Source organism: Arthrobacter sp. UC242_113 (genome assembly GCF_044054585.1).
Classification (GTDB): Bacteria; Actinomycetota; Actinomycetes; order Actinomycetales; family Micrococcaceae; genus Arthrobacter.
In genome coordinates this window covers 533,078-546,168 of record NZ_CP171968.1, presented here as the reverse complement: position 1 = coordinate 546,168, position 13,091 = coordinate 533,078, and the positions used below count along the sequence as shown (strand labels likewise).

Genomic DNA, 13,091 nt, shown 5'->3' with positions numbered 1-13,091 from the left:
GACATGACAGCAGCGGACATGACAGCGGCACTGGCGGCACGGCAGGAGCCAGCGCCGGCCCCGAGGCCCGGACGGAAGAGCCCCGGACAGCCGAGCCCCGTAGCCCCGAGGCCCTGACAGTACTTGTCACCGGCGCCACCGGGTACATCGGCGGGCGGCTGGTCCCCCGGCTGCTGGACGCCGGACACCGCGTCAAGGTGCTGGTCCGGTCCCCCGAGAAAATCGCCGGCGTGCCGTGGTTCGACGACGTCGAGGTGGTCCGCAGCAGCCTCGATGACACCACGGCGCTGGAGGAAGCCCTGCAGGGCGTGGACGTGCTCTACTACCTGGTCCATTCCATGGCGGCGGGCTCCGGTTTCGAGGCCAAGGAAAAAGCGATGGCCGGGCTTGTGGCCGGTGCCGCCGCGGCTGCCTCCGTCCGGCGGATCGTTTATCTGGGCGGCCTGCACCCGCGCAACACGGCACTGTCAACGCACATGCGCTCCCGCGAGGCCGTGGGCGAGGTATTTCTCTCCGGCCCCGTGGACGCCATCGTGTTCCAGGCCGGAGTGGTCATCGGCTCCGGCTCGGCGTCGTTTGAAATGATCCGCCACCTCGCCGAAACCCTGCCCCTCATGCCGGCGCCCAGCTGGGTCCGCAACCGGATCGAAGCCATCGCCGTCCGGGACGTGCTCTACTACCTCGTCGGAGCCGCCGCACTGACGGAACCCCTCAACCGCACCTTCGACATCGGCTGCCGGGATGTCCTGACGTACGCCGGCATGATGAAGGAGTACGCGGCCGAGGCAGGCCTGCCGGCGCGGCCGGTCCTGGCACTTCCAGTGCCGGCACCCAGGCTGGCCGGACTGTGGGTTGCCCTGGTGACCCCGATTCCGCTGTCCATGTCCGTGCCGCTGGTCCAGTCGCTCCAGCACGATGCCGTCTCGGCCGAACATGACATCGACGCCTACATCAGACAGCCCGACGGCGGTCTCACCGGCTACCGCAGGGCAGTGGCCCTGGCACTCGGCAAGGAACGCGACGGCCAGGTTGAAACCACCTGGGCCAACGCCGGAGCGGACGCCGACCCGCTCCCGAGCGACCCGGGCTGGGCCGGGCACAGGGTGTATGTCGACGAGCGGACCTTTGCCAGCGATGTGGACCGGGCACACGTGTGGACGATCATCGAGGGGATCGGCGGCCGCAACGGCTGGTACTCGCTCCCACTCGCGTGGAGCGTACGCGGCTGGCTGGACAAGCTCTCGGGCGGAGCGGGCCTGCTCCGCGGCCGGCGGCATCCGCACCATCTGGTGGCAGGCGAGGTGGTGGACTGGTGGCGCGTGGAACGGATCGAGCGCGGCCGCCTACTCCGCCTCCGGGCAGAAATGCGCGCACCCGGACGCGCCTGGCTGGAGCTCTGCGTGGAGCGCGACGGTTCCGGAAGCCTTTACCGCCAGCGTGCGATTTTCTTCCCCAAAGGACTCAGCGGGCGGCTCTACTGGCTGGCCGTTCTTCCGTTCCACAGCATCATCTTCCCGGCCATGTCCCGCAACATCACCGCGGCGGCCCGGAGGCTGTCCGCGGAGGAGAAAACCGGCGTCGCAGAGCCCGATGCCCGGTGGACCGGTGCCGGGGAAGCGCGGCCAACCCCGTAGGATGTGGTGAGCAAAAAGCGTTCTGACCCCACAACGACGGAGGATCAATGGCACTGAGTGCATCCACCACCCTTCCCCACGGCGTCGACAGCGTCACCGCAGTCTTCGCGAACGAGGACTTCCAGCGGCACACCAGCGAATACGTCGGCGGCACCCTCGAGTCCTTCACCGTAGCGGGCGACATCGCCGGGGAATTCAGCACCACCTCGGTGCGCACCCTCCCCACGACGCGCCTGCCCGAAATCGCCCGCAAGTTCGTCGGCGAAAGCCTGAAGGTGACCCAGGTGGAAAACTGGGACGCCCCGGCAGCCGACGGTTCGCGCCAGAGCACTATCACCCTGAAGATCGCCGGCGCGCCGATCGACGTGGCCGCAGTGCAGCGTCTCGTGGCGGACGGCGGCAGCACGCGCATTGAACTCGAAGGCAACGTCACGTCCTCCGTGCCGTTCCTGGGCGGGAAGATTGCCGACGCCGCCGAGCCCATGGTGGGCAAAGCACTGAACATCCAGTCACAGCAGGCCCAGGCCTGGCTCGAGAGCCACTAGTTTCGTGGACGTCCCAGCCTTCCTAGCCCTGGTCCTGATCGTTTCGGGCCTTTGGTCCCTGGTGGTGTGGCCTCAGTTCCTCCGCCGCGTCATGAAGGACCCGCGGGCCCGGGACGCCGCCGGCAAGGCCACAAAGTTCCTCACCGTCCATGTGGTCCTGGTGACGGTGTCCATGGTGCTGGGTGCCGCGACGGCCGCCATAGGAATCGCGGCGCTCGTCAGCTGACCGCACGGGCTTACGGGCACGGGCTGCGGCCATGGTTGAGCTTGTCGAAACCGGGTTTCGACAAGCTCAACCAGCGGAGACAAGCCAAACAAGGGACGACGACGGCGAGGGCATGCCGGATGTCTTCGAACGGCCCCAACAGGACGGCTAAGTCAGGACTTCTAAAGAGGCGCGGTCAGGCTGCCTGGTTCAGGGCGTCCTCGGCCGCAACCCAGGAGATCATGGCGCATTTCACCCTCGCGGCATAGCGGGCCACGCCTTCGAAGGCAGCCGCGTCGCCCAGGATTTCCGGGTCGGCCGGGATCTTTCCCCGGGACCGCAGGACGTCGCGGAAGTTCCCGATCACGGAGCGGAGTTCGTCCACGGTCATGCCCTCGGCCATCTCGCTCAGGACGGAGGCGGAGGCCATGGAGATCGAGCAGCCGGCCCCGTCCCACGACAGTTGGGTCACCGTGCCGTGGTCCACGGCGACGCGCAGGGTGACCTCGTCGCCGCACACGGGATTGAGCTGGTGTGACTGGCCGGTGGACGCGCCGTCCGGGGCAGCCGTGGCGGCCAATCCGCTGCCGTGCCGGGCCTTGGAGTGGTCCAGGATGATCTGCTGGTAAAGCTGGTCGAGGCTCATGCTCAGGTACCTGTCGTCGGGGATCGGGGCTAGTCTTTGGGGCTAGGCCCGGAAGTAGGCGCGGACTCCGGACACTGCGTCCAGGAATTCGTCCACGTCGTCGGTGGTGTTGTACAAGTAGGCGCTGGCCCGGGTGGTGGCCGTCAGGCCCAGGCGCCGGTGCAGCGGCTGGGCGCAGTGGTGGCCCACGCGGACCGCGATGCCCCGCGCGTCAAGGAACTGGCCGACGTCGTGTGCGTGGACACCGGCAACGTCAAAGGCTGCCAGGCCGATGCGGTCCTGGCCGGCGGCCGGACCCAGCACGCGGACGCCGTCGATGGCTTCCAGGCCCGCCACCATCCGCTGGCCGAGCTCGGACTCCCAGCGGTGCACCCGGTCAATGCCGGTTTCGGTCAGGTAGTTGACCGCGGCGGCAAGGGCCACCGCCTGCGAAATTTTCTGGGTGCCGGCTTCGAACCGCTGCGGCGCGGGGAGGTACTCCGCACGCTCCATGGTCACGGTGGTGATCATGGACCCACCGGTCAGGACCGGTGGGAGGACGTCCAGGAGCTCCTGCTTGCCGTAAAGCACCCCGACGCCCGTTGGCCCCAGCATCTTGTGGCCGGAAAAAACGGCGAAATCGACATCCAGCTGCTTGACGTCCAGGGCAAGGTGCGGTGCCGACTGGCACGCATCCAGCACCACCAGGGCGCCTGCCTGCCGGGCAAGGGCCACAAGGTCGCTGACCGGGTTGATGGTGCCCAGCACGTTCGAGGCGTGGGTGAACGCCAGCAGTTTGGTTCGCTCGCCCACGATTTCCGCCGCCTCATCCATCCGCAGCACCCCGGCGTCGTCCAGCGGGATGTGACGCAGCGTGGCACCTGTCCGGTAAGCCAGTTCCTGCCAGGGAATCAGGTTTGCGTGGTGCTCCATTTCGGTGACCACGATTTCATCGCCGGGCCCCAGGGCCAGGTCCCGCAGCCGGGAGTCGCCGCGTCCCTGGGCTGCCCACAGCGAGGCGTTCGACAGCGCATAGCTGATGACGTTCAGGCCCTCGGTGGCGTTGGAGGTCCAGACGATCTCCTCATAGGCCGCACCGACAAAGTCGGCCACGGTCTGCCGGGCGTCCTCGAACACCTCGGTGGCCTCCACGGCAAGGTGGTGGGCCCCGCGGTGCACGGCAGCGTTCCGCTGCTCATAGAATTCCTGCTCGGCCTCGATCACGCTCAGCGGATTCTGCGACGTGGCGCCGGAATCCAAGTAGATAAGCGGGCGGCCGTTGACCGTCTGGCTCAGCACAGGAAAGTCGTTGCGGATCCGCAAGACCTCGGCATTGTCCATCGCGGAAAGGGCACGCGTCAGCGTGGTTGGCGTTGATACTACGGCCAATGGAACTCCTTGGGTGCCTTGAGGTACCTCTCAATTGTCCCACAGCACCTCTGGCCGTAGCGCTCTCAGCAGCATGGGCCCGGCATGGCAGGAGCGGAGCGGGCGTGCCATGACCCGGGGCACAGGCTAAGGGCGGCCCCCGTCGCTGCGGGCCGCCCTTTTCATACCGTCTGATATTTGCTTGTTCTGGACTTACTACTTGAAAGGACCGGCGACGGCTGGGGGGAGAGCCTCGGTCTCAGAAGGCTCTGACGTCGCCGGCCCCGCTTCACCCGGACCCTGGGGCCGGAAATCTGGTGCGAGACCTGGAAAATCTGGTGGCAGCTTCGGAGGGGAGATCAGCCCGGCTTCCGCTGCCACTATTAGTTAATCGCGTACTGGCGCCCGCGGCACCAGTATCAGGTACTCGTTTTTCTGAGTACTCAACTACTGGTTCCCGCAGGTAGCGATGTCCGGCGCGCAAGCGCGCGGAATCTGCCCTCAGGGGGCCAGAAAAAATCAGCTAGGGAAGCGCTACTTCTTCGGCAGGGCGAGCGCGAGCTCGTCGCGCCGGCGGACGCCGAGCTTGACGTAGCTGCGGTACAGGTGCCCCTCGACGGTCCGCACGGACACCATCAGGTGCTGGGCGATCTCGCGGTCGGAGAGGCCCTGCACCGCCAGCTCCACGATGTCCCGCTCGCGGCGGGTCAGGTGGACGCTGGGGACGGAGGCGACAAACGGGCTCTCCCGGAACCGCTCGCCGAGCTCCTGGTCGCATTTCTCCCGGTGCGCGATTGCCTGCCGGGCGCGGCGCCGCTCCCCCGCGGCATCCAGCAGCGCGCCGGCACGGGCGTACGCCTCGCGCGCCAGGTTCAGCAGGCCCGCTTCCTCCAAGGCGGCGGCTGTGTCCGTGAGCACGTCGGCGTCCTCCGACGCCCAGGCCTGGGCCAGCTGCCGCCAGCCGGCTGCCCACCGGCCCTCGACGGTGGCGGCGAGCGCGGCGAGCTCCTCCGCCAGCGACCGCTCGCCAAGATCCGAGCAAAGAATCAGGCACTCCATCCTGGTTCCGGGATGGTCCTTAACGGACTCGGACGCCGCGAGCTCACGGAGCCGGTCCAGGCCGCTGCCCTTCCGGTCGAGATGTTCAGCCGCGGCGGCCGCGTAAGCCTCCGCGACGGCGTCGCAGCCGGGTCCGCTGGCGTGTCTGGCCGAGATGAAGTCCTGTTCGAGCCGCTTCGCCTGGGCGGCATCGCCCAGGCGAGCCGCGGCGTAGAAGGCAAGCGACGAACCGAACCTGAACTCCTGCAGCGGGTCATTGACCCGAAGCGCCTCAACGGCAGGAAGGAGGACCTGGTAGGCGCGCTCGAGCTGCCCCTGCCGCAGCAGTCCCAGGCCGCGCAGTGCCTGGATCCCGCCGCCGAAGGTCGAAGCACCCTCCGTGCGCTCCGCCGGATAACCGGACAGCTCATGTTCGGCCGACTCCCAGTTGCCGGCAGCGAGGGTGCTGATCGCCAGCCGGGTCAGGACAAACTCGTTGAAGAAATACAGCCCGCCGCTGAGTGCGGGCAGGAAAGGGCCGGCGGCCGCCGCGGCGGCGTGGGCCTGGTGTGACCTGCCGGCGGCGACCAGCGTCTGGGCAAGAAGTGCCTGCGCCACGGCGTGCTGTGTCGCCTCGACGCCCGACGCCGTATCCGGATTCGTGGTCCCCAGAGCCGTGATGACAGCGCTAATGCCTTCGTGATCCCCGGCGGCCGCCATCTCCAGCAGCCCGTGGATCCTGTCCTGCCAGGCATCATCCGGGGCGATCCCGGCCGCCTCCAGCTGGTGGCGTGATTCAGCCCTGAGCGACGGCACGGACTTGCCCAGCGCCATATGGGATGACGCCCTGAGCATGAGGACCTGCGGCGCTTCCGGATCCCCCGCCAGATCGAGCCAGCAGCCGTCAAGGAGTTCGGCAGCCTCGCGGTACTTGCCTTCATTGAAGTTGGCCCGCGCGGTGATTGAGAGCGCACGGGCCTGCAGCTCGGGTGCCTGCACATGACCGGCCATGAGCCGGGCGCCGGCATTGTTGAACGTCGTCGCGGCCAGCAGCCCCGCGTCCAGCAGGTCCCGGTCGGGCACCTCCATGCCGCATTCCAGCGACCATTCGACCAGCCGCAGCTTGCCTTCCGCACTTGCGGCGGCGGGATCCAGATAGGCATCAAGCTTCTGCCGCAACTGCAGGCTCCGCGAGACGGACACCTGGCGCCGCATTGATTGGCCCAGGATGGCATGGGTGAGCCGCAGCTCGGTATGCATCGCGGCGGATTCGCTCACTACCTGGTTGTCCAGCAGGGAACGCACGACGCCGGCACCGCAGACGTCCTCGATCAGGCCCCTGGGCACCGGTTCGGCCAAGGCGATCACCTTGAGCGCATCCTGCTCCTCGGGCGTCCTGCGGAGGAGATCCTTCACCACGAGATCCGAAAGCCTGGGTCCGTCGGCCGGCAACGGTCCGAGCAGCACCCAGATCCCGTTCCGCTGGACAAGCGTTCCGGCGGCTGTTGCGTCCCCCAGCAGGCAGTCGAGGAGCAGCGGGTTGCCGCCCGAAGCAGACCATAGCGACTGGACGGTACTGACGGGAACCGTCCCCTGGAGGGTGTGTTCCACTACTTCCCTGACCTGCTCGCCGCTGAGCGGCCGGAGATCGATGCGTTCGGCGAGGCCGTCATACCAGAGCTGGTTCAGGGCCTGGGGCAGCCCCGGCCGCGGCCGCCCGGCGGCCAGCACGGTCGCCCAGCCGGCCGAGGTCATGTCCACCACCATGCTGGCCGTGGCCTCATCGAGGTGGTGGGCGTCATCCACCACCAGGAGCACGGGGGCGTCCGTGCCGCCGTTGAGGTCGCTGATGCCCTTAAGCTCCTGGAAGTGGGCCCAGACGGCCCGCAGCACCGCCACCGGGGAGTCGGCCTCCTCGGGGGCGAGGCCGGAGGTGTAGGGTGCCAGCACACCGTAGGGGACCTTCGCCAGCGAAGAGCTGCCGTGGATGCGGAGCACGGTCATCTCCGCCGCCAATTTCTCCCGCACCGCGTCAGTCACGGATGTTTTTCCGACGCCGGGGCCCGCCATCAGGTAGACCGCCTGGCTGGCCCGGCTGCGGATGACGGTGCAGACGTGCTCTATCGCCTCACGGCGGCCGGTCAGCTGCCGGAGTTCGGATTCCGGTTTGGCGCCGCGGCCATTGGACGCGACGCCGTGCGACGAAGAGTTGGACGAAGCGCTGGGTGCTGAAGAGCTGTTAAACGAGGCCAGGCAGATCACCCCTGGATGTCACGCCGAGCTTGGTGAAGACCTGGTAGAGGTGGCCCTCCACCGTTCGGACTGATACGCCCATCTCCAGGGCGATGTCCCGGTTGGAGACGCCCCTTCCGGCCAGCCGGGAGATCTGGCGTTCGCGCGCGGTAAGAAGCGGGCTTCCGCTACTGGGAACGATCGGGAGGCTGGGCACCGTGGCAGTGAGCGTGTCCAGACGGGCCTGGGCAACACGTGCTGAGGCGGAATCGCCGGAGTGGCGGGCAAAGTCGACGGCCAGCGCAACGCACCGGGCCTCGACGGCGTCGAGTTCCAGCTCCGCGCACAGGTGGGCGCCTTCCAAAAGAACCTTGGCGTCCTTGGTGCGGGTGCCCACGGCGATGAGGCGGGAGATCTCGGCGAGGGTCCCCTGGCGGTGGCCCGCCACCTCCTCCATCAGGCGGAAGTCCTCATCAGTCCCGTTCACGGTCGCTCCGAGCAGGCTGATGCCCGCCAGCGTGTACCGGCCGGCATCGATATCGCGGTGTGCTGCCTCAAGCAGGCGCTTCACGGCCTCGGTGTCCCCCAGCCAACGTCCGGCCATGTCCGCGCAGAACTCGGTGACGAACAGCGTGCCGAAGTTGCAGTGCCCGCGCACCCCGCGGAGCTTGTCGAGGTACTTGTGCGCCTGCCCGGCGTTGCCGATCTGGGCGTACGCGAAGGCCGTGGCGGCGTAGGCGGCCTGCAGCATGTTCAACACGGGGCGGAGCTCCAGCTGGGCGACGGCGGACAGCAGCGAATCCAGGGCCACCGCGCCACGGCCGGAGAAAACGTAGGCGATGCCGGCGGCCAGTTCCGTGGCAGAAGTCCGGTAGGCCAGCCGGCGCTCCTCCTGCCCCTTGGGCGGGCCAACGAGTTCCAGGCACCGCTTCCACTGGCCGGCCTGCAGCAGCACGTTGAACGCCGTCATCGCGAACCGCTCCCGCAGTCCGGTCAGCGGCTCTGCGTCCGAGAGCTGTCCTCCCACCCGCCGCATCAGCTGGAGGGCGTCCATTTCCCGGCCGACCGCCGACAAGGCTTGCATCAGGATCAACGCCGCCTGGATCCTCAGGCCCGGGTCCTTGTTAACCGCGGAGTCGGTAGCCTCCTCCAGCTCCCCAATCATGGAGGCGTAGTCGCCGATGAACGATTTGTATTCGAATTCGGCGAGCGTGATGACGTTCGCTGCCGTGCCCAGCGGATCGGGCCAGCTCGGCGCCACACCAGTGGCAACGTTCAGCCGCTTGCGGGCAGCCGCCAGCTCGTCCGGCACCTTGCCGCACAGCTCCGGCAGCCAGACCATGACCCGGATCTTGGCTGCCACTACGCGGGCAAAGGCCTGCTCGTCGAGCGCGTCCAGCTGTACCCGGGAAATGTCCTCCAACGCGGCCATGGCCTGCAGCGGCAGGTCAAGCAGCAGGTAGGCGGTTGCCTTGTACAGCTGAGCTTCAACCCAGACGGAGTCGGTCTTCTTGATGCCTTCAACGCAGGAGATCGCGAACCGCGGGTCAAAGAGCTGCACGGCCGCCTCCGCCGCCGCCACCGCCATGGCAGGGCTGAGTTCGGCCTGGCATTCCCTGGTCCAGGCGGCGAACTCTATCCGCTCCTCCATGCTCAGCGCGGACAACTCAGGCTCGTGGCTGCCGAGCAACAGGGTCCGGAGTTCACGACGGCGGGAGATGCTCAGCCACGAGCGCACCACGTCCCCAAGATACTGCTCACGCAGGGAGACCCAGCGGTCCCCAGTATCTCCGACCGTAAGCAGCCCTGCGTCCTCCATGTCCGCCACGGTGGCGGTGCCGTAAACTTCGGTCAGCCTTGCCAGAGGGACACGCCGCGCACAGGCAAGCATCTCGATGACCTCGCGGGTTTCCGGTTCTTCCCGGGACCAGCGGGACCGGACGATGTCATCCAGCCCGGTGGCGCCGTCGAGCACCACCCTGTCCCGCAGGGTCCAGACGGAATCCGACAGGACTAGATTTCCCGACTGCCGCTGCTCGGTGACCAGCGCCTTGAGCAGGAGCGGATTGCCGCCCACGATGGCGTGGTAGGTGCTCACAAGCGAGGCCGAGACCCGGTGGCCCAGCAGCGTAAGCAGCACCTGCCTGGTCTGCAGTTCGTTGAGGTTGTCCAGCCGGACTTCAGTCAGCCGCCGGTCGGTAAGCAACCAGTGGAAGTCCGCCGGAAGGTCACTGGTGCTGGGGGCGATGGCAATGACGCGGGCGGTGTGCGTCAGCATGATATTCAGGATGACGCCGGCACTCATGTCATCGATCTGGCCCGTTGTGTCCAGTGTGATGACGCAATCCCGCCCGGCGGCGTCGGACCGGATCAGGGAGGTGATGCCCTGAAGGATCGCGGTCGGGGAAGCCAGCGCCGACTGCGGAAGCCTGGCCATGAGGAAGGCGAGGCAGCCGTACGAGGTTTGCGAGCCGGTCAGGGGGCTGCGCAGCTGAAGCGCCCAGACGTCGGGACCCAGCTCGGCCACGGCGGTGCGCGCGAGCGAGGACTTCCCCACACCGCGGGCACCAGTGATTACAACGCCCAAGGACTCGGGATCTGTCAGGGCAGTGCGGATGGCTTCAAGGTCTGCGCTGCGCGCCGGAACCGACCATCGTTGGAGGTCCGTCCCGCCCGCGACGCCCGCCGGTCCGGCAAGCACGCCCGCCGTAGACCCACGTCCCCAGCTCAGTGGCTCAATTGACATGAACTTTTCCTTACATCCCGCCCGGCAGGATAAAGGCTCCATCGCCTCCCCCGCTTAGAAAGTAGACTACCCCGTTACTTTGCGGGGATACAGGGCACTGCGTTCACATTTCGCAGACCTTGATGCGACCTTGAGGGTTCGTGTGGTGCGGAGGAAAAACCGAGGCGGAGGGCGCTAGACCTTGGCGGTGTGGAACTGCTGCTGTGCGGCCGTCAGGCCCTCCCTGATCAGGAGCTCTACGGCGTCGGCGGCGTCATCGAGCAGGAAGGGCAGTTCCTTCTTTTCCGCGGTGCCGAAATCCCGGAGCACATAGTCTGCGGTGTCCATCCGGCCAGGCGGCCGGCCGACTCCCACCCGGACGCGCAGGTAGTCCTTGGTGGCGAGGGCCTTGGAGATGTCGCGGAGACCGTTGTGCCCTCCCTCACCGCCGCCGATCTTCAGCTTTACAGTATTGAAGGGGATGTCGATCTCGTCATGGACGGCCACCACGCTGGACGGGTCGACGTCGTAAAACCGGGCGAGCGCGGACACCGGGCCGCCGGAGACGTTCATGTATGTGCCCGGCTTCGCCAGCACCACCCGGGGACCGCCGATCCCCAGCCGGCCTTCCAGGACGAGGGCCCTGGCCTTGTGCGCCTTGAACTTCCCGCCAATGCGTCCGGCCAGCCCGTCCAGCACCATCTGGCCGACGTTGTGCCGGTTGCCGCTGTACTCGGGTCCGGGGTTGCCAAGGCCTACGATCAGCCAGGTGTCAGTCATGAATCAATCCTAAGGCGGGGGTTTTGCACACAAGCGGGGCAGGGACGGCAGTGGCCGGGCCCGAAGGGGACCCGGCCACCGGTCCGCGCCCTGTGGCGCGGGAAGGTTGTGCCCGAATTACTCGGCAGCAGCTTCTGCGGCCGGAGCAGCTTCTGCGGCGGCTTCCTCGGCTTCGCCCTCTTCGGCCGTTGCTGCGGCCTCGGAGATGTTGACCACCAGGGCCTCGGCGTCGGTCAGCAGGACGGAACCCTTGGGCAGCACGAGGTCGGAGGCGTGGATGTGCTCGCCGGCCGCGCGGCCTTCGATGTTGACCTCGACGGACTCGGGCAGGTGGGTTGCCTCGGCCTCGAGGGAAACGACGGTGAGTTCCAGGTTGTGCACAGTGCCCGGAGCGGTTTCGCCCACAACGTGCACGGCGACGTCAACGGTGACCTTCTCGCCCTGGCGGACGGTCAGGAGGTCGATGTGCTCGATGATCTGCTTGATCGGGTCGCGCTGGATGTCCTTGACCAGGGCCAGGTGGCCTTCGCCGTTGAGGTCGAGGGACAGCAGGGCGTTCGCGGTACGCACGGCCAGGGTGGTGGCCTTGGCCGGGAGAGTGATGTGGATGGGCTCTGCACCGTGGCCGTAGATCACTGCGGGGATCTGACCGGCCATGCGGGCGCGGCGAGCGAAGCCCTTGCCGAATTCGGTGCGTGCTTCTGCTGCGAGCTTCTGCTCAGACATATGAATCTCCTGGTGGTTTTATTGGTTCAGCAAGGGCGGAGGTCTGGAGTGACCTTCAACGCCGGCGGCCCGAAGGCGGCCCACCAGAAGGGTGATTCAGACCCAGTCGATAACGGAGACCAGCAGACCGGCGCTCCGCGCATGCGGATTGTCGGTGCTCTCCCTCGCCAAGGTATCGGGAAAAAGCTTACCAGCGCCCGGCCCGTTTACTGAAAACGAGCCGGGCACCGAATTAGGCGTTGCCGTCGAACAGGCTGGTGACCGAACCGTCGTCGAATACTTCCCGGATGGCCCGGGCGATAAGCGGCGCGATCGACAGGACGGTGAGTTCGGGGAAGCGCTTGTCGGCGGGGATGGGCAGCGTGTTGGTGACCACCACTTCGCGGGCACCGGACTCGGAGAGGCGCCGGGCGGCGGGTTCGGAGAACACCGCGTGCGTGGCCGCGATGATGACGTCCTTGGCGCCGGCGTTCTTGAGCACCTGCACGGCGCCGGAGATGGTTCCGCCGGTGTCGATCATGTCGTCGATCAGCACGCAGGTGCGGCCCTCGATCTGGCCCACCACGGTCTTGGACACGGCCTGGTTAGGCACGGTCAGGTCGCGGCTCTTGTGGACGAATGCCAGCGGAGCACCACCGAGGCGCTCTGCCCACTGTTCGGCCACGCGCACGCGGCCGGTGTCCGGCGAGACCACGGTGATGTTGTCGGCGCTGACGCGGGTGCGGATGTAGTCCGCCAGCAGCGGGATGGCCATGAGGTGGTCCACCGGGCCGTCGAAGAAGCCTTGGATCTGCGAGGTGTGCAGGTCCACACTCATGATCCGGTCGGCGCCGGCCGTCTTGTACATGTCGGCCACGAGGCGGGCGGAGATCGGCTCGCGGCCACGGCCCTTCTTGTCCTGGCGCGAATACGGGTAAAACGGTGAAACAACGGTGATCCGCTTGGCGGAGGCACGCTTCAGCGAATCAATCATGATCAGCTGTTCCATGAGCCAGTTGTTCAGCGGCGCGGGGTGTGCCTGGATGACGAAGGCATCGGTTCCGCGGACGCTTTCCCCGGCGCGGACGTAGATCTCGCCGTTGGCGAAGTCGTAAGCGTCCACAGGCAGCAGTTCCGTGCCCAGCTCCTTGGCGATCTCCCGGGCAAGCTCCGGGTGCGCACGCCCTGCGGCGAGCACCAGTTTCTTCTCGCCGTGAGCCGTAATTTCGGTCAT

General features: G+C 67.3%; 10 protein-coding genes. 3 read left to right on the top strand and 7 right to left on the bottom strand.

The window, feature by feature from the left end:
* Positions 1–113: 113 nt before the first annotated feature.
* From ACHMXB_RS02500 to ACHMXB_RS02490, 3 genes are read left to right on the top strand one after another with little or no spacing between them, the layout of a single operon-like run.
* Complete coding sequence (locus tag ACHMXB_RS02500; RefSeq protein ID WP_395405085.1) at positions 114–1,634, top strand: SDR family oxidoreductase; 1,521 nt, start codon at positions 114–116, stop codon at positions 1,632–1,634.
* 47 nt (positions 1,635–1,681) lie between these two features.
* Complete coding sequence (locus tag ACHMXB_RS02495) at positions 1,682–2,179, top strand: DUF2505 domain-containing protein (protein WP_395402481.1); 498 nt, start codon at positions 1,682–1,684, stop codon at positions 2,177–2,179.
* A gap of 4 nt (positions 2,180–2,183) precedes the next feature.
* Positions 2,184–2,405, top strand: a complete 222-nt coding sequence (locus ACHMXB_RS02490; RefSeq protein ID WP_395402479.1) for an SCO4848 family membrane protein — start codon at positions 2,184–2,186, stop codon at positions 2,403–2,405.
* Positions 2,406–2,580: 175 nt separating this feature from the next.
* On the opposite strand, the gene sufU is transcribed toward ACHMXB_RS02490, so the two are convergent.
* From sufU to ACHMXB_RS02455, 7 genes are all read right to left on the bottom strand, one after another.
* Positions 2,581–3,030: a Fe-S cluster assembly sulfur transfer protein SufU gene (gene sufU / locus ACHMXB_RS02485; RefSeq protein WP_395402477.1), complete on the bottom strand. Its 450-nt coding sequence runs from the start codon at positions 3,028–3,030 to the stop codon at positions 2,581–2,583.
* Positions 3,031–3,072: 42 nt separating this feature from the next.
* Positions 3,073–4,398, bottom strand: a complete 1,326-nt coding sequence (locus ACHMXB_RS02480; protein ID WP_395402475.1) for a SufS family cysteine desulfurase — start codon at positions 4,396–4,398, stop codon at positions 3,073–3,075.
* A 513-nt stretch (positions 4,399–4,911) separates the two neighbouring features.
* Complete coding sequence (locus ACHMXB_RS02475) at positions 4,912–7,677, bottom strand: LuxR C-terminal-related transcriptional regulator (RefSeq protein ID WP_395402473.1); 2,766 nt, start codon at positions 7,675–7,677, stop codon at positions 4,912–4,914.
* Positions 7,655–10,393: a LuxR C-terminal-related transcriptional regulator gene (locus ACHMXB_RS02470; RefSeq protein ID WP_395402471.1), complete on the bottom strand. Its 2,739-nt coding sequence runs from the start codon at positions 10,391–10,393 to the stop codon at positions 7,655–7,657. Before ACHMXB_RS02470 ends, ACHMXB_RS02475 begins: the two co-directional genes overlap by 23 nt.
* A 174-nt stretch (positions 10,394–10,567) precedes the next feature.
* The gene (pth, locus tag ACHMXB_RS02465; protein WP_395402469.1) at positions 10,568–11,152 is read right to left on the bottom strand and encodes an aminoacyl-tRNA hydrolase; all 585 of its coding nucleotides are present in this window, start codon (positions 11,150–11,152) and stop codon (positions 10,568–10,570) included.
* Positions 11,153–11,269: 117 nt separating this feature from the next.
* Positions 11,270–11,878: a 50S ribosomal protein L25/general stress protein Ctc gene (locus ACHMXB_RS02460; RefSeq protein WP_395402467.1), complete on the bottom strand. Its 609-nt coding sequence runs from the start codon at positions 11,876–11,878 to the stop codon at positions 11,270–11,272.
* Between the two features lie 232 nt (positions 11,879–12,110).
* Positions 12,111–13,091, bottom strand: a complete 981-nt coding sequence (locus ACHMXB_RS02455) for a ribose-phosphate diphosphokinase (RefSeq protein ID WP_111904505.1) — start codon at positions 13,089–13,091, stop codon at positions 12,111–12,113.